Annotated in this window: 13 protein-coding genes; 6 read left to right on the forward strand and 7 right to left on the reverse strand. The window is 60.0% G+C overall.

Translation table 11 applies throughout. The features are described from left to right. Positions 1–404 precede the first annotated feature (404 nt). The 6 genes from GA566_RS28420 to GA566_RS28445 all read left to right on the forward strand — a co-directional run bounded on the left by GA566_RS28420 (position 405) and on the right by GA566_RS28445 (position 10323). On the forward strand, positions 405–1313 hold the full coding sequence (locus GA566_RS28420; RefSeq protein WP_160474907.1) for an AraC family transcriptional regulator: 909 nt from the start codon (positions 405–407) through the stop codon (positions 1311–1313). Between the two features lie 486 nt (positions 1314–1799). After that, entirely contained in the window at positions 1800–6911 is a 5112-nt protein-coding gene (locus GA566_RS28425; protein ID WP_370459382.1) for an AAA family ATPase, read from the forward strand. Between the two features lie 518 nt (positions 6912–7429). Further along, entirely contained in the window at positions 7430–7816 is a 387-nt protein-coding gene (locus GA566_RS28430; protein WP_160474909.1) for a DUF488 domain-containing protein, read from the forward strand. Between the two features lie 352 nt (positions 7817–8168). Beyond that, on the forward strand, positions 8169–8360 hold the full coding sequence (locus tag GA566_RS28435) for a hypothetical protein (protein WP_137927043.1): 192 nt from the start codon (positions 8169–8171) through the stop codon (positions 8358–8360). Positions 8361–8425: 65 nt separating this feature from the next. Continuing rightward, the gene (locus GA566_RS28440) at positions 8426–9052 is read left to right on the forward strand and encodes a tyrosine-type recombinase/integrase (RefSeq protein ID WP_160474910.1); all 627 of its coding nucleotides are present in this window, start codon (positions 8426–8428) and stop codon (positions 9050–9052) included. A gap of 920 nt (positions 9053–9972) precedes the next feature. After that, positions 9973–10323 carry a DUF2185 domain-containing protein gene (locus GA566_RS28445; RefSeq protein WP_160474911.1) on the forward strand — a complete coding sequence of 117 codons (351 nt, stop codon included), beginning with the start codon at positions 9973–9975 and terminating at the stop codon, positions 10321–10323. Between the two features lie 408 nt (positions 10324–10731). Here GA566_RS28445 and GA566_RS28450 read toward each other — a convergent pair whose 3' ends face one another. The 7 genes from GA566_RS28450 to GA566_RS28480 all read right to left on the reverse strand — a co-directional run bounded on the left by GA566_RS28450 (position 10732) and on the right by GA566_RS28480 (position 17833). Then, positions 10732–11316, reverse strand: coding sequence for a hypothetical protein (locus GA566_RS28450; protein WP_160474912.1), 585 nt, complete (start codon positions 11314–11316; stop codon positions 10732–10734). A gap of 501 nt (positions 11317–11817) precedes the next feature. Further along, complete coding sequence (locus GA566_RS28455) at positions 11818–12189, reverse strand: hypothetical protein (RefSeq protein WP_160474913.1); 372 nt, start codon at positions 12187–12189, stop codon at positions 11818–11820. A gap of 200 nt (positions 12190–12389) precedes the next feature. Then, complete coding sequence (locus GA566_RS28460; RefSeq protein ID WP_237380889.1) at positions 12390–14162, reverse strand: phosphoadenosine phosphosulfate sulfotransferase; 1773 nt, start codon at positions 14160–14162, stop codon at positions 12390–12392. A gap of 180 nt (positions 14163–14342) precedes the next feature. Next, on the reverse strand, positions 14343–14627 hold the full coding sequence (locus GA566_RS28465) for a hypothetical protein (protein WP_160474914.1): 285 nt from the start codon (positions 14625–14627) through the stop codon (positions 14343–14345). 3 nt (positions 14628–14630) lie between these two features. Next, positions 14631–14933 (reverse strand): hypothetical protein, encoded by a 303-nt coding sequence (locus tag GA566_RS28470; protein ID WP_160474915.1) that lies wholly within the window; start codon positions 14931–14933, stop codon positions 14631–14633. Between the two features lie 72 nt (positions 14934–15005). Next, positions 15006–17330 (reverse strand): SMC family ATPase, encoded by a 2325-nt coding sequence (locus tag GA566_RS28475; protein WP_160474916.1) that lies wholly within the window; start codon positions 17328–17330, stop codon positions 15006–15008. Further along, a complete protein-coding gene (locus tag GA566_RS28480) occupies positions 17318–17833 on the reverse strand; it encodes a hypothetical protein (RefSeq protein ID WP_160474917.1) in 516 nt (171 codons plus the stop codon). Before GA566_RS28480 ends, GA566_RS28475 begins: the two co-directional genes overlap by 13 nt. Positions 17834–17889 lie beyond the last annotated feature (56 nt).

The following is a 17889-nucleotide window of genomic DNA, read 5'->3' on the forward strand; positions in this document are numbered from 1 at the left end:
CGGTTAGAGCGGGCCGCTCCAGGCGGGCGGCCGTCCGGCAGGCCGTCGGTCCAATGTCTCTTTCCCCCCTCGTATGGCGCCGATGGCGGGTCACAAAAGAGCCCGCGAGGACTTCCTGTCGGCGAGCGAAACCTGCACGCCGTCGGTGTTGTATTGGGTAGCCAGCGTGGACAAGCCCCGGGACGAGTGCAAAAAGAAGCGGAAGCGGAAATTCGCCAGCAAGGTGAAGTCGTATGCCAAGCAACGCGTCCCTTGTGAGGCGAGGGCGAAGTCTGATGAGGCTCGGGCGGCGATTTCTGCCGCCCCCTTATCGTGGCGGGAGCGGGCGTCCTGTGCTTAAATGCGGATGCTGGGGCCCGACCGTCACTCCACCATGTCTACCAGCGTCGGGCAATGATTTCACCATGTCCGCCCCCGAATCTACTTGGCAATACTCCGCACACATGCACGCGGAGGTCACGCAAACGATCGTCAGCCGCGCCTTGCCGTACTCGCCAGTCGGCATCACGAGGGTGCAAAGCACCCGGCGCCACTCCGGCATGACGGACCCCTACGAGCGAGAACCAGCCTACCTGGTCATCCTGCAGCTGCGGCCGTTCGGCGAACAGGAACTCTGGCTCGGCGGCAAGCCCGCACCGCATGTGCCCTACGGCGCCGGCTGGCTGGCCATCTACGATCTCGAACGGAACTGGTCTGCCAACCTGATCGGCGAGTACGACTGCATGCAGTTCTACATCCCGCAGGCCGCCTTGACCGAAACCGCCAAAGACCTCGGTATCCGCGCCGTACAGCACCTGCACTGCCCGCCTCACCTGGCCGTTTCCGACCCCGTGGTCCACCACCTGAGCCAGGCGCTGCTGCCGGCGCTGGCGCGCCCGGAGCAAGCCTCGGCGCTCTTCATCGACCATATGGCGCTGGCGCTGCGCGCCCATCTGGTGCAGACCTACGCCGGCGTGCAGGTGCCGGCTCGCCGCGTGCACGCCGGGCTGGCGCCTTGGCAGGAAGACCGTGCCAAGGCGCTGATCATGGCCCATCTCGATGGCGAGATCCTGCTGGAGACACTTGCAGAAGCCTGCGACCTCTCGCGCGCGCACTTTGCCAAGGCATTCCGCGTAAGTACCGGCATGCCGCCGCACCGTTGGATGGTGCTGCAGCGGATCGAGCGCGCTCAGCATTACCTGGCTCACAGCAACCTGTCGCTGGGCGAGATCGCCCATCTGTGCGGCTTCGCCGACCAAAGCCATTTCACCCGCACCTTCGGCAAGGTCGTGGGCATCAATCCGGGCGAATGGCGCCGTCAGAAGCGGCATTGATGCGCCATCTATGCCTGGCGTATCGCGCATTGCGGGAATAGAGCACACGTTTGTACAAAAGCAGCACACCGGTTCTATTAACAGACGGCATCGGCTCGTAAAGTCCAGCATGCCGCTGGATTCAAGGAACTGCCGCATGAGCGTACCGAACACCTTCGAACCCCGGCGAGCTATGGCGAGTTTACCCCGCAGCAGCACGCCGGCTTCGTGCCCGGAATGTTAATAGGCAGATCCGCTGTCGGCGCTGGGCTGAATTACCGACCATAGCCGCTATTGCATATCGTTGCCTACGCCCGATGGATTGCGAGAAGTATCGATCAATACAATACCGACAACCGCAAGCCTCTGGCACGCGGCGAAAAAATATCATTCAACATCGGGCCTTGAAGCCCGGCGCCACCTCTTCGTTCCATGTCGTCAATTGGCTATCCCACCCCACTCACTAAACCGCGTTTCGACGAAGCTTGGCTTGAGCGATGTGCGCGCGTGCGTCTGTTTGCCGAGGGAGAGATTGTTTGGAACCGCGTGACCGATCGCGCAACCAACACCACGTGGATCACAGCAAGCGCGCGTTGGTCGGCAGGCGATGGATGCCGCCGGCTCGAGCGGGAAAGTGAGCTGGTAGATCGGCTTCATCCGAACTGGGCCGTGGCGCCGGTGGAGACCATTCGCACCGCCGATCGGCTGGTATTATTGTACAGTGACACCGGTCACTCCAAGCTGGAATCAATAGCGCACGGAGTTTCGCTTTCGATCGACCGTTTCTTGCGCATCGCCATTGGCGCGACGCATGCAGTGGCCGAAGCGCACGCGCGTGATCTGCTCCACCGAGACATCCGTTCGGCCACGCTGGTGGATGCCGGGGACGGGCGCATCTTGCTGGCATCATTTGGTTATGCCGCCGACCTGCTAGGTGACACGCCGCCCGCCGCCATGCCGTGGAACCACGACGCTATCGCTTACGCTGCACCGGAGCAGGCGCGGGTTCACCATCCGTATAGCGACCAAGCAAGCGACTTGTACTCGCTGGGAGTCGTACTATACAAGCTGTTGACCGGAATGCTGCCGTTGCGCGCGGACTCGAACGCCGCGTGGCTGCACGCCCACGTTGCGGTTCAGCCGGTACGGCCTAATGCCGTCAGGGAGATGCCTGCCCAGTTGAGCGAGTTGGTGCTCAAGCTAATCGCGAAGGACCCCGCGGACAGGTACCAAAACGCGCAGCTGCTCCAAGCCGACCTGCTGCGCTGCCAGTCGGAATGGGAACGGCTTCGTGACATTCCATCATTTGAACTCGGCCTGTCCGGCGCGCCGCGCTCCATTGCCCGGCCACAATGCCTGTTTGGCCGCGCGGCGGAGATGGATTTGCTGACCGCAGCATTCGAGCGGGTCGCACTTGGCGGCCACTCGGAACTCGTGCTGGTATCCGGGGCGCCAGGCGCGGGCAAGTCGGCTCTGGTAGACGAGTTGACTCGCGCAAGCGGATCCTACCCGAGCCGTTCCGCCACAGGCAAGAGCGACCAGCAGCAACGCGACATTCCTTTCGCACCTGTGGCGCAGATGCTGCGTTCGCTTACCGTTCGGCTGCTAAGCGGTGATAACGTGTCCGTGACCCGCGTGCGCGAGCGCCTAGCAGCCACTGTAGGGGCCAAGGGGCAGCTTCTCGTCGACCTGGTGCCGGAGATCGCGCACGTGATCGGACCATGTCCTGCACTACCGGAGCTTCCAGTTCCCCAGGCGCTGATCCGCGCGCATCGCACCATATTGCAGGGGCTATCAGCATTCGCGCTGGATGGGCTCCCGCTGATTCTGTTTCTCGATGACCTCCAGTGGGCTGACGACTCCACGTTGGCATTGCTGTCCGCTTTCACCAACCAACCGCCTGAGGGTGTTCTCCTGGTCGGGTCTTACCGCAATCACGACCTAGGGTTGTTGGAGCAGATGGGCGCGATGCTTTCCTCGCTGCGTAGCAGCGCGGTGAGGATGACGGAGATCGAGGTCCGCCCGCTTTCGGTTCCTGACGTGAGCGCCCTGGTCGCAGCTATGCTCAACCGGCAAGTCGACGATGTTGGCTCGTTAGCCAACGTAGTCCACGAAAAAGCGGCCGGGAATCCTTTCTTCATTTATCAGTTGCTGCGCTCTCTGGCCGACGAGGGTGTGGTTCGTTTTGACTCGGACGCGGGCGAATGGACATGGGACAGCGCCGAGGCCATGCGGCGCCGCTATTCAGACAATGTGATCGACTTGATGATCCGGCGGCTGGACCGGCTTTCCGTGGACGGCCGGGAGATCCTGCGCCAACTCGCCTGCATCGGCCATCGCGTCGATGGGCACCTGCTGGCGCGCGTGGCAGGTGTGCGTCCGGCCCAACTGCAGCTAGCAGTTCAGTCATTGGTTGATGCCGGCCTGTTGCTGCGCGATGGCCGGGACTATGTATTTCCGCACGATCGCGTGCTAGAAGCGGGCTACGCGCTGACACCTAGCAGTGATCGTCCGGGAGAGCATGCGCGTATTGCAGCCGTGATGATCGATCTCTGGCCGGAAGCGCCTTCGGAGGTCGCGTTTGAGATAGCTAACCAGATCGAGCGGGCGATGTTGCATAACGTGTCCTCGCATGAACGGGTGCAGTTTGCCGGCGCGCTACTGGTGGCAGCGCGGCGCGCACGCAAGGCTGCCGCGATCGATCAAGCTGTGAGCTATCTCGAGGCTGCGTCGGGTATGGTGGAGTTGGATTGGTGGACGGACCAATATCCACTTGCCGTCGCCATTAGCATGCTGCACTGTGAGTGCTTGCTATCCCAGGCACGGCTCGATGCTGCAGCGAGCGAGATCGAGGCGCTGCTGCACAACGCCGTGCAATCGATCGACAAGGCCGCGGCATATCGTCTTAAAGCGACCCTGCAAACGATCAACTCTGAATACGAGGGAGCAATCTCCGCGGCGCTTGCCGGCCTAACGTTACTGGGTATCGAGTTGCGGCGTTCGGCATCGCCCGAACAAGTCCGCCAAGCCTACGAGGACGTAAAAGGTGCCCTAGACGGTCGCCCTATCGCCGAGATTGAGCATCTTCCTATTGCCGATGACAAGCAGATCGAAGTGGCGATGGGCCTGCTGTCTACGCTAATCTCGTCGTTCTTCGTCAACGACGAACTGTGCTTCTTCCACGTCGCGAAAATGGTGGAACTCACACTTAAGCATGGAGCTACGCAAGACAGCGCTTACGGATTTGCCTGGTTCGGCGTGAAAATTGCTCATCTGTACGAGGCCTACGAAGAAGGCTTGGCGTACGGCGAGGTGGCGTTGCGCCTGGCCCGCCGGTTGAACAACGAGAGCGGCCACATCGCCGCACTGGTGGCCGTGGACCAGATGAGCCCGTGGACGCAGCCGCTTTCGTCAGCGTTGGCGCGCATCCGCGAGGCGGGTGCAGCGGCCCGTGCCGTGGGTGATGTGCCCATGCAATGCTATGCGTTCAATCACTTGATCTCCGATCTCACGGCGATGGGCGAGCATCTCGGGTATGTACAAGATGAGATTCGTCTCGGGCTAGAGTTGACCCGGCGTGTTCAGTATAAGGACGTTGAGTTAATCCTCACGGCACAACAAGCATACGTACGCGGAATGCGGCACGGCCCTTCATCACTCGGTGAGACGGATGGCGAGCATCAGGCCCATACGGGAAGGCAGCCAGGGGAAATGGGGGCTAGGTCAATGTCCACCGTGTTCCTGATGCATCTATACGAAGGCATGAGCGCGTTCTTTCTGGGCGACGCGGCGCATGCAGTCGAGTGCCTTGCGTTAGCTGAGTCGCTGGAATGGGCCATGCCTGCGCACATCAACGCCTGCGACTGCTTAGTGTTCGGCGCGCTGGCGCAGGCCCGGGTGGCCCATGTTAGCGGCAATCGGGAGGAGGCCGTCGCGTTCATCGTCGCTCGCCGCGCCAGGCTGGCCAGATGGGCGGAGCTCAATCCCGCAACATTTCGTGGCAAGCTGTTGTTGGTCGATGGCGAACTCGCGCGACTGCTCGGCGAGGATGTCAGGGCGATGCAATGCTTCGAGCAGTCGGCGAGCGCGTCTGCAGTGGCTAGCTTCGTCCACGAACAAGCACTTGCGCATGAAGCGGCAGCACTGCATTGCGACGCTTTGGAGCTGAAGACTTCGGCGCGGCAACATGTGCGCATGGCGCGGGACTGCTACCGACGCTGGGGCGCTAACTACAAGGTGAGCCAACTTGAGACGCACTATCCTTTCCTTGCTGAGGAGGTAATCTCCGACCCGGCTTCCTCGGACGACGGTGGGCAGGCTGCGCTCGACCTGGAAGTGGGAATTAAGGCTGCTCAGGCCTTGTCCGAAGAAGTGGTACTCGATCGCCTCATTGAGACGCTGATGTCGAACATGATCGTGCATGCCGGCGCTCAATACGGGCTGTTGCTGCTAATGCGCGATGGGAGCCCCTTAATCGAGGCTACGGGAAGGGTGCAGGGTTCCCATGTGGCAGTGACCCTCGGTACCCTTGCGCCAACTGCTGACGTTATGTCGCTCGCGGTACTGAACAACGTGGTCCGAACAGGCCGTACGCTCGTGATCTCCGACGCGCAGGCGCACGCGATGTCAGAACTTAACGCGGAATCTGCAACGCGCGTGCTGCGCTCGGTTATCTGTCTGCCGCTGGTCAAGCGCGGCACTTTGATTGGAGTCTTGTACCTAGAGAACAATCTGGCGCCCGACGTATTTACGCCGAGTCGCACGGCCATGCTCGAGGTTCTGGCACCCCAGGCGGCGATTTCACTCGAGACCGCGCGGCTGTATGCCGAGTTGATCGACGAGAACGCCCGGAGGGCTAAATCCGAAGCCGCGCTGGCGAGTGCACGCGCTGAACTCGCCCGCACCTCTCATCTGACCGTGATGGGTGGCCTAGCCGCCTCGATCGCACATGAAATTAACCAACCACTCGGCGCCATCATTTCGTGCGTGGACGCGAGCCTGCGGTGGCTACAGCGAGCCACACCCGATATCGGCGAGGCGCTGGGGGGGCTAAACCAGATTAGGAACGACGGCCTGCGGGCTGCCGAAATCGTGCGCGCATTACGTTCGCTGGCCAAGCAGGCGCCCGCCGCGTTGGGTGCTATGGTGGTGGACGATGTGATCCATGACGTAGCCAGCCTGACCCGCGCCGACATCGAGGCGCATCAGGTGAACCTGATAACTCGCCTGGATGCGGCGAAGGCAATCGTCATTGGGGATCGCATCCAGGTGCAGCAGGTCGTTCTGAATCTGATCAGCAACGCAATCGACGCCATGCGCGAAACCCCGCCCAAGGCCCGCGAGCTGATCGTCAGTTCAACCGTGGACACCGGCTATGTGGTGGTGAGCGTGCAGGACACTGGCACTGGGATCGCCGCCGGGACGCTCGCTCGCATCTTCGATCCGTTCTTTACGACAAAGGAAACCGGCATGGGAATGGGGCTGGTAATCTGCCGTTCGATCATGGAAGCGCAGGGTGGCACTCTCGAGGCATTTTCGACCGAAGGGTTGGGAAGCATGTTCGTGTTTCGGCTGCCTATGGCGACGGAGGCCCAACTCGCTGAGTTGGAATCGAGCTAACGCAGCGTTTCGTCCTTGCCAGAATAGTTGGCGCCCCCTTCAAGAGGACGCTGGCTAATTAGGTTGAAAACTCCATAGCGTGCTGAACTCCCCCGGAAAGCTGTACTTCAGCGCGCGATGAGGATAGCCGCCCGTTGGAATGCTCAAAGGCGCGCCAGATTGCCCCTCATCCGTTCTAGGTCTACATTGGACGCGGACAGGGGCCGGAGAACGCCTTAGTGCGATTTCACACTAATCGCCAGTGCCAACCTCAATGACCTCAACCTGCGGGCCAACGGAGATGGGCACCCATTTTTATGGCGCCAGCTTTGAAACATTGCGGCCACTGCCTCACGCAAGTTGGCCGTCGCGGTAGCTCTGGCGCCCGACATAGCGGAAGTGAGCTAGTTCGGCGCGATACTGCTCGAAGGTTTCCTCGTTGACAGTCTCAGCGTGGTAGTGCGGATTGGAAAGCACGCGCCGCAGCAAACGGGCAGTATGCTGGCAGCGCCTGGTGCGCGCATACGGAGAAAAAGCAATTGTCGCACAACGCTCACCCCGTCCAAGTCATTCGCATCCGGCGCGCCTACGTGCCGGCTTCTCCCGATGACGGCTTCCGTGTGCTGGTCGATCGCGTGTGGCCTCGTGGAGAAAGCAAGGCAACGCTCGCGCTGGCCGAATGGGCCCGTGACCTTGCGCCAAGCACCGAACTACGCCAGTGGTTCGGCCACCTTCCGGAGCGCTGGGAGCTGTTCCAGACCCGCTATCGCGCGGAACTTGCCACCGACGCGCAACAAGCGCGCCTGCGCGCACTGCTGGTGGCGGCGGGAGGCCGGCCGATCACGCTGGTGTACGGCGCGAAGGACGAGCAGCACAACCAAGCTATCGTGCTTCGAGAGGTGCTGCTCGCACTGTGCCGCGCTTAACTTCTCAGCCGTTGCCGACAAGCCAATCGGGTGCAATGCGCATCCAAACGACGGGATATCATAGGATTTCGGTCGTCGACCTCGAGGTAGCACACTGTCGCAAAAGGGTCCGTCACGGCCCACTCGCCGAGCCCCCCTACGTCCCGCACGGGAATTATGCGATTGAGTCTCGGCAACCAATGAATCGGCAAGATCCGAAACTGCCCCCGCACGAAAATTTTGGTCCTATGCTTCGGCTCTTCGGAGCCTGCGGTGCCTCCGGACGCATGCTGAGGAGATCAGTAACTCGCTGATCCATGGAAATCTCCGGCCGTCACATGCTGCAATACCCCTTATGCCAAGGAGATAAGCGATGGATGACCATACCCAGATTCTCGTCTGCAAATGCGGGGTCCCCGTCCGGATTCGCGAACTCCACTTCGAAATCGGAGGCAATCAGGCCTTGGACTGGGCGCCATGTCCGCTGTGCTACCGGAAGCTCTACCAGATGAGCGTCGAAGGGGTCGTTTCAGCGGAGCTGGTGTCGGAGGCGGAGTGGGACTAGCGTCCTCCGCACGAGGATCCCGCAACAGACGCAAAATAGTTTCCCATCCACTTTAGGAGCTAGTCATGACTACCTCCCAATCATCTGTCACCCACCGTGCCCCGTGGAACAAGGGAAGACTGACGGGGCAGAAGCCTCCGTTGAAGTTATCGGAGATCTGGGCCATCCGTACGCGCCTTCAGCTCACTGCTAACACGAGAGACTTAGCGATGTTCAACCTCGCCATCGACAGCAAGCTGCGCGCGTGCGATCTGATTCGCCTCCGCGTTCAGGATGTCAGTGTAGGAAGCCAGGTTGGCATGCGTGCAACAGTCATGCAACAGAAGACGCATCGACCCGTGCAGTTTGAGATTACTGGACAGACTCGGGAATGCCTCCAGAACTGGATACGCGCACGGGGATTAAGCTGCGGCGACTTTCTGTTCCCCAGCCGTTTGCGTTCTTCGCCGCATCTATCGACCCGACAATATGCCCGGTTGGTCCATCGCTGGGTGGCGTCAATCGGCCTCGACACCTCCGCTTATGGAACGCATTCAATCCGGCGAACTAAGGTCTCTTTGATCTACCGACGGACACGGAACCTGAGAGCCGTCCAACTGCTCCTCGGTCATACCAAGCTCGAGAGCACCGTCAGGTATTTGGGGATCGAGGTTGATGACGCTTTGGAGATTGCAGAGCAAACTGAAGTCTGACCTTACATCCGGCCGGCAAGCGGTCGCTTGCCGGCCAGGAGCTGCCTCTCAGGTATGATCCACGTCAGGCATCGCTGGCCGCACTTTCGATCATAGAAAACTAAAGGTTAGCCTCGAACGTAATAACCGCGATGAGCAAGTCTAATGCGCGAGGTAAAGAGGAAGTGAAAATGAATGACACATCCGCAATTTGGGCGCCGATTTGCGGATTTGTATCGCGATTGCGCTGTTGGGTTCGTGTGGCAAGGAGATGCGACGTCTCGTTGGAAATAGGGCATTGGGGACAACTTCTGATTTTGTCGACTGAGGGGTATCTTGAGGGACCCGGTGGGCCAATCCCGCTTCGAGACGTCGAATGGGTCGAGATTTCTACAAGCCTCGTCAAGGGCGGTATCGCAGGACGTCCGCGGGAGATGATCGATGTAAGGGAAGAAATTATTGCTGGACTGCGAGAACTCCCGCTTAGATGGGAAGTCCGTGACGGAATATGGGCAACGGCAAGGGCATTCGAAGAGGTACCCGTCCAGATAGTCCGCATCGTGAACCCGCTTGTGTCGAATTCGGGATCAAGCCTGTAGCGAGGAGATCCACGGCCCTCATGTTCGAGGGGGCGCTGTCGGGGTTCGGCCAGGAACGGTCATCCTGCTGCAGCGTAGAATTGTCTCGACACCGGTCATTGGAGCTACCTTATCTGGACGATTGGTAGCCCAGCCGTGAGCAGCCGCTGATATGCTTCGAGAACTAAGATTCCCGAACGGGGGTTGTGGGCAACTCATAAAACAAGAGACTATGGCCGATTTGGAGATTGTGGAGATCTGTTACGAGAACGGCGGCGTCAAATATCGTTACTCTCAGTACCTACACTTGCATGCTCGTACCACAATGAGCCTCATTGATAATCCAGAACGCGGAGGGGGCAGGTGAAGAAAGAATTCAAGCTAACTGCGGAAGAGATCAAACCATTGGCTACCGGCCGTGGTGGGTGCATTGCTACCGATCGGATAACAGTGGACGGTTTCCCGGTCAGGTTCATGTACCGGGAGGCACCAAACAATCAAGTTGATAGTGGCTGGCGGTTCATGAGCGGTTTTGAGGACGACGCTTACATGGACAACGCCAAGAATCATGGCGCCTATGACATCAATACGATTGCCAACTACGACCCAAGCATCATTCCGTTTCTCGACGCCCCAGTGGGAAGCGTGTTCGAGAAGCATCCGGAATCGGAGCAGTTTTTAGCCGTCCAGGACTGGAAGCCCCGCGAAGAGTAAAGTGTGACTGCTCGGGGATCCTTTCTTTCTCGATCTCACGAGCAATCCGCCCACGGTGCAACTTTGCTTGCGCCAATGCGGCGTTTGAGCGTGTTCCTTTAGCACCCTCATTCAAGGCGTACATCGATTCTTTGGACATCGACCCGGGCATGATCTGATGCGGTGGCCAGTGCAGGCATAGCCGGACCGAGGCCAACCAATTTCCGCCGCTCGGGTAGCCAACGATGGGTCGGAAACGGGTTCCGGCGCCCACCCGCCCTCGTGCATTAGCTGCCACGGCCGAGTCCGGCCAGAATGGAACATTCGACACGGCCACAGGGTTAAGCCACTGTCACTTCGCCGTCATCCTGTCACCTGACCCACAACTGCTGACAACTGCTTGATCGGGCAAGCGCCAATAACGTGGCGTCACTGAAGATCCAGAGCCGCCTGCCGGGCGATCGCCTTTTCACATTCAGAAAGACCCTTGACCGATTGCTCGAAATCGGCCATCAACTGCGCGAACGTATCGAAGCGATAGTTCGTTGCACATGGGACGAAAACGGCCCCATCGACTTTCGACTTATATCCTGCCGTGTAGGTCTTTTGGGACAGAATTTTTTTGGTCTGGCTATTCAGCAATCGCACATGCACGATAACCCACGGCTCATAAGGCGCATCGATAGCGCCGTTGGCGATCTGTCCGACGGGTCCGAACCATACGCTAAGAATTGCATCGCTGTCGGTCTGTATATGTGAATAGTCATCGGACCCATCTTTTGACTTTGCGAACTGGTCAGGTAGATAGGATACCTGCAATCCGTTGCCAGCGAGTTCTCGTTGCAGGTCGCTTACGAGCAAGGTGGCCAGCTTGGTCGAGCCACCGTTGTACGCATCAACGAACGTCTTATTGCGTGAAGCCTCGGCCCCCCCTGCAATCGCCCCTCCAATTGCGCCTCCCAACGCCGGTAGCCCAGACAGGTTGCGCACCATGACGCTGTTGGATTCGCTCACACGCAATAGTGCTACAGTCCTGATTGGTCCGACAGCAGACTTATCAAACGAGATGTTGGGTGTCGTAGCACATCCGGCCAGGAGGAAAATTCCCGTTGAGATGCAGGTGAGGCGGGAATAAAAGGGACCCATGTATTTTTTTGATATTAAAAACTGCATTTACGCTCGACGCGGACGATCTTCAATTTTATCGACGGTCAGCTATATCTCATATTGCCTCGGCACTCCCGTCCAGAGAGGGGTAGCGCGAACTCATTTGCTTCAATGCCCGCTCGCCGTAAAGTTGACGGGTCGCCCTGGAAGATCCCAATGGCTTGTCGACACTTCTCCGGACGTGGATGTCCAGTCGATCTTTTACCGGCACGTCGGCTTTGCCGTTATGCGAATGACGGCTTACGAAGATATTCGCAGTCCGCTAAGGGTCGGCAATTGCCTCTGGCACCCGCAAGCGCTGACCAGGACGCGCCGAGGGCGGCGACCGGCCACGGGCGGTCGTTGGCACTACCGCGAAGCTCGCAGAACGGCAGCCTCAAAATCCTGGAGCAAGTGGGCTGCCGTCGACTCATTTCCCTCCTGATAGGCAAGAAACGAATCATCAAGCAACGACTTTAGCCTACTGAGAATCTCGGCGCCTTTCACTCTGGTTTCGACGAACACCAATCCATTTCGCAGCTCATCAAACGCTTTATCCAGATTCATCTGCTGGTCATCACGCAGAAAATCCTCATAGGGGAAGTCATCCGGCGCGCTCAAGAGAACGTACGAGATGAAATCGACGTAGGTCTCGAAACTATGGATCCACGGCAAGTTGTCGCTGTTCAAACCGGCTTCCTTTTCACTGGGGCTATTAAGCGCGGACTCGTTCGGGTGCACGTCATTCTATCGTTCTGTCCGGGCGATGGCGTGCCACTGACGAGGCTGCGACCGCGGCATTTCGTCTCGCAAATGACCGCTTGCGGGAATCGCTATCGTCCGCTATGGGTCGCAAGCTGCCTCTCCCGCATCAGCGACCTGTGCATGCCGCAAAAGAAAAAAGGCCCCGAACGTCGCAGCGCCGGGGCTGATGAGAAGGCTTAGCAAAGCGCAAGTTGCGCCTGGTCATTACCGAGTCGCTCCCAATGGCCGCTCGCCGCGGTTGGGAGATCCTCAAACGGGATAGATCGGGCCACAACGTTTTTGACGTCGTACTCCAGGGTTAGCCCAAGCCGGTCCTTAAACGCCGTTCGCCTAGCGATCTCGTCGTGCTCGAGCTTCTGCGTGTGCGATAGCGTCAAACAACCGTAATGCGCATACCAGCGATACCCCGCCGTTACCGAGCCAGGACCTCCGTCTGCGTCGTGCATGTCAAGAAGCCGATCGATCTCGAACTCCGCAATAAGGTGCGCAGCTTCGATGTCGACGTCAAACTGCTGCGCCGTCGGCAGGTCCAGCACCGCCCGTCCATCCGCCGCGACCATGAGACTCGGTTCGCAAGAGCTCCCTTCCGTCAACGCCTCCCGCATTGGATCGCGCAAACCAGTCCAATCCGCATGGGGTGCCGAGTCGTCCCATTCGCTGCCGACGTGCAGATACCGCGCGACAGGCATAGCAGACTGGGGAACGTCAGGCACTTGCGGCACGTCGTATCGGATTCCCCGCACCTGAATGTCTCGAAGGTCGGCCCAGGCTGAGAAAGGCTTCGCAACCCCGTTCAGCGACTGCATTGCGTCGACTGCGATCATCATGTCAAGGGGCAGCAACTGAAACTTCGGCTGCTCGCCAACGCCGGCGGCACGCCGTTGCTCGTCATAGTCCAGTTGGAGCATGTAGCGAGTCAGCGCGCGCAACATCGAGGGGTGATATGTGTCCGGCAATACCCTGATGTAGCCACCGCGAATGGTGCGCCCGATCCAGTGGCGTCGCGACCAGTCGAAACGAGTCGCCCGGATGAAACGATTCAGCTTTTGCAGGCCCGCAGCATACGCGTACCGGTCGTCATAAGCCACCATGTTCGCGAGGCTCTTGTCTTCGGCCATCTGGCAGACGTGGCAGCCCAAGCGCGCACCACATTTCCCTTGCCGCCGGCCGCCGCCGCCATCCAGTATCGCGTCAGCCACGACAGCGCATGACGTCCCGACAGAGTGCGCATAGATGCGCCGCATCTCCTCGAAATCAGAAAACCCGGGGCGGGTACCTCCCGCATACAGTCCCACAGCTTCCCAGATATCGTCGTCACTCCAGTGGGCCACAGGGCTGATGACCAAGTCACCATCCTTGTTGCGCGATGCGACGTTGGCAGAATCCCCGCGCAACCGCATTCCGGCCGCGCGCCGCGTGCTTTCATCGTATCGGCTGCCAAGGCTGGTCACCGGCTCAGCGAGGCCCTGCTGTCCAAACTCGCGAAATAGCCTCCGACGGAAGCTGCGCTGCGGCCCGATTTTGAGATCGGTCGAGCAGTCGCCGTGGGTGCCAGGAAAACTCGGCAGCGCACGGCCAGACAGCACCTTCAATTGAAACGTCGATGCCAGCGACGGCGTGACGACATGTGCCGACACGGAAATGCCATGCGCCTTCCCAAATTCGCGCATCCGGCGCAACTCCGCACGGTAGTGCCGGGAGACTTCAGGAGACTCCACGAGGGTGTCGCCTGTCGTCACGACTACCATCGGCTTGCCGCCGGAGTTGTGATGCAGTAGCGCGGCGTGCAACACCAAGGCTGCGACAACGCTGCTGTCCTTGCCGCCGCTGTAAGCAACGATGACAGGGTGGCCAGCGGCGAACAATGCGAGGATTGCTGCAATGGCCTTGTCGGCCTTGCGATCCACTGGGTCGCACACGCCCTGCGGAAAAAGAGAGATGGTTTCCATTTGGTCCTCAGTAAGGACCAGCACCCAACGGGTACTGGTCCCGTTGGGTTGAAAATTCGTGTCGGCCACAAGTGGCTCGACGTCAGAGAACTTCGCGAAGGCGAAAGTAAAATGCCCATGCACCCCAGGTGGGGGCATGGGCATGCAGGCTATGCAGCGGTCCGGTGTCCGCCAAGCCGGTCAGGCAGCTCTGCGTGCGGGCGGCAGCAGGCCGAACTTGGCCAGTGCTTTCAGATTGGTCTCGATGTACGTCGTCATGCCGTCGATCTTTACCGCGAGGTAGTGCTCGAAGCATGCGGCGTCCTGCGAGACTTCCACCTTTCCTGCGGCCCTGAACGCAGCCAGCAGGCTGTCGCGGTCGACATTCGCACCTTGCCAGCCGAAGATGCGAATGAATGTGTGGACACTCCGACGACGCGGAATCAGCTTCTCGGCCTCTTCGGCCGTCACAAACGTGGTGGTCATGTCTTATGCTCCAACGCCGCAGTTATCGCGGCAATCATTCGTCTCCATTAACGGACCGGGCGCCGATGTCGATAGCCCCACTGCCGAGGTAGACATTGCAACGGGGTCGTCTGCGACGTAGGTGGCAACGCCCAAAATCAGACCGTCTGCAAGCGCGGTTCGAACACTGGCACCATCCTCCAGATTCGGCATGTGCTGCACCAGGTCGTCGGCGAGCACGCGTAAGAGGCGTGCCGCGGCGTCGACAGTCGTGCCGCCTCCAGGAATAGCCGAGTCGGCCACTTTGAGTACGACCATCAAGGTCATTTTCGCAACCTCCAAAAGAAAATGCCCGCTTCCTTTCAGGAAACGGGCATAGGGTTAGTGAATGGCGCGGTCCTACTGGAGCGCCAGCGCAACAACATCAATGACGCCGTCAGCGTCGTCCACCAGATCGGGAGTCTGTGAAATGAAGAACTCCCGCTCATAACCGCCGACCCGCAGCACCTCGCGCTTCATCCTCATGAAGGCGCGCTTGCGGTCCGGATCCAACGGGCCATCCGCTTCATCGGTGAACAATGTCTGGAAAGGCTGCTGCGCATCCTGCGCCCGATAGAGGGCGATTCCGCGCGTCAGGCACTCGTTGATCCAGACTTTCTGCCCACCCGACATCACGCCAAACTCTTTCGTGGTGTCGGTATTGGCGTCGATTACGTTGATGGAGAAGCCCTCACGCAGCTCGCCGCTGGCCAGCGCCGTCTGTGTCTGGATCGCGATGGTGAATCGCGGTCCATAGCAGGCCAACAGCAGGTCATTGACGATCTGTGTGATGGCGGGGCCCGCGTCGTCGATGGACAGCGCAATCACGCCATCGTTGCCCAGGCCTTTTGCGAGCAGCTTCCATAGCGCAATCTGGTCGGACAGCGCTTGCGTCTTCGCCTCTGTCGCCGGCATGCCGGCAAGTTCGACATCTAGACGCTCACGCTCAGCCGCCAACATGCTCTCCTGGCGAATCAAGGATTCGATCCGACCGGCAATTGCAGCAACAGCCTCCCGGCTGCCTGCAATCTGGCGATCCATCTGGGCCAGCATGCCAGTCACGTCCTCCGTGGCCAGCGTCGCCAGTTCCCGACGTACCGCTTCAAGTTGGGATTGCACGTCCGCGATATCGCGCTTGTGGCGCTCAATGCGTGCCGCATCCTCCTCAGTCAAAGCCGTCAGATCGCGTTCGACCTGTGCCACTCCCGCACGCGCGGCGTCCAGCATCGGCTTCTTGGCAGCCATCGCTGTGAGTCGCTGCAGCAGTTGCTGATCACGACCGAGGTGGCCCTCCAGTGCCGACAGTGCAGCGCGTGCCGTGGCACGCTCAGATAACGAGCCTTGCATCGATTGCACCTGCTCCAGCTTCTTTCGATAGCTTTCGCGCAGCGCTTTCACCGACACAACCTGCTCTCCGAGCTTCGCCTTCGCATTGCGAGCCTGTGCCAGTAACGGACACGTGGCGTGCATGGGATCATCACGGCATGGCACCGTTTCAATGACCTCGGCTTGCAGTCTGAGCGAATCGGCCAACTTCGCGCCGGCGACGCCCTGCTGTTCCAGGCCCTTGAGCTCCGTACTGAGCGCCGCATGCTCGACCTGAACAGCGTCGAGCTTCTCCACTGCAGTGCGTTGGCTGGCGATCTCGTCCTGCCTCCGGCCAATAGCCAGTTGCAGGATGTCTCGTTCGCCCGCCGCCGCTTCAATGTCTGCCGCGTCCGCCAATACAGCACGATGACCCGCCGCTTGCCGATCCAGATCACGCCGGCGCGTCGTGACACGTCCGGCAGCAGCCTGTTCTTCGTTGGTCAACGATGCTGCACGCTGGTCCAACTCGCCCTTGCGCTGGTTCAGTTCCCGCAACCGCGCTTCGGTACCGGCATTTGCGGCCTGTTTCGCCGCCAAGGTCGCACGCTCCTGTAGCAGCTTGGCACCCTTAGCAGTTTCGGCCTCGCGCGCATTGCGCTCGGCATCCAGGCTCTCGCCCATTTGCCAGATCTCCCGGGCCACTGCCGCTGCTCGATCCCGCTTACCTGTGAGGGTCAGCACGTCTCGTTGCAGGGCGTCCAGGGAACGGGTAAGCACCTTCGCAACCTCGCCCGCTTTCGCAGACAGGTCACGCAAGTGATCGATCCCGAGCAGCTCCGCGAGCAGCTTCTTGATCTCGCCGGGCTGATAGCTGGCGAGCGGTCGCCGGTTTTGAGCAGAAAACACACTGGTGAAGAACGCCTCGGGCGAACCCAGGACGGCTTCGAGACACCGGTTGTAGGTATCCGCCTTGCCGTCCGACAGCGTGCCGTCGGCCAGTTGCAGCGGCTCCCAGTCGCCAACGGCGCCCTTTTCAAACAGGTAGTACTCCGCCTTGCGGCTCTTGCCAGGGTTGCGAAACGCGAACGCGGAGCGGTATGTCTTGCCGCCGTGCTCCCATTCCAGATCCTTCTCTGCGCGCGGAGCGCAGAGGTGATCCCAGTATGAGAATGCGTCGGCCGACATTTTGCTCGCGTGGCTCGGCATGATCGGAAACGGATGAAGGTTGTCCATGATCGTCGTCTTCCCTGCCCCATTGGGGCCGACCAGGGCGATCAGGCCACCAGGCACCGTCGACAAATCCACCGTGACGCTATCTCGATGCATGCCGTCACGGATTCCATGGAATCCAGACAGCGTAAGCTTCAATGGGCGCATTCGAAGACCTCCTGCACGTCAAAGGAATGGAGGTAGTCCGACGGCACTTCCATCGCGCTTTCGTCCCATTGCGGAACGTCGGGCAACGAAGGTGCATCCTGCGCAGGTTTGCCTGCAATTGCCCGCTCGACTGAACGGCGGGCATCGGAAAATTGCTTGCCTGCGAGCTTCATCACAGCGTCCCAGTCCTGCTGGCCGGTGAGGGCCCGCAGTTCCAGTTCGCTCCACTGCGAGGCCAGGCCGTTGGAGAACGACCAGATCAAGTCCTGCAGTTCCTTGGACGGCGCTACGGCGAAGAAGGTGTTGCCACCTGCCTCACCCAGGGCCATCACCAGCATGTGGTCGCGCTTGGCAATCACGGCGCCGCGGCCGGGGCCGAACGGCTCATACATCATGCACTGCGTAAAGCCGTGCTGCTCGCTGAGGCGTTTGGCCATGTCCGAGCGGTTGATAAAGGTTTCCTCAACGAAAAGCCAGTCCGGACCGGCGTGGTAGAGAATCATCTTGCACTCCAGATAGAGACGGAGTGCGCCCCAGACGGGAAGCACCCGTCGGGTAG

This window comes from Cupriavidus sp. SW-Y-13 (assembly GCF_009793345.1).
GTDB lineage: Bacteria > Pseudomonadota > Gammaproteobacteria > Burkholderiales > Burkholderiaceae > Cupriavidus.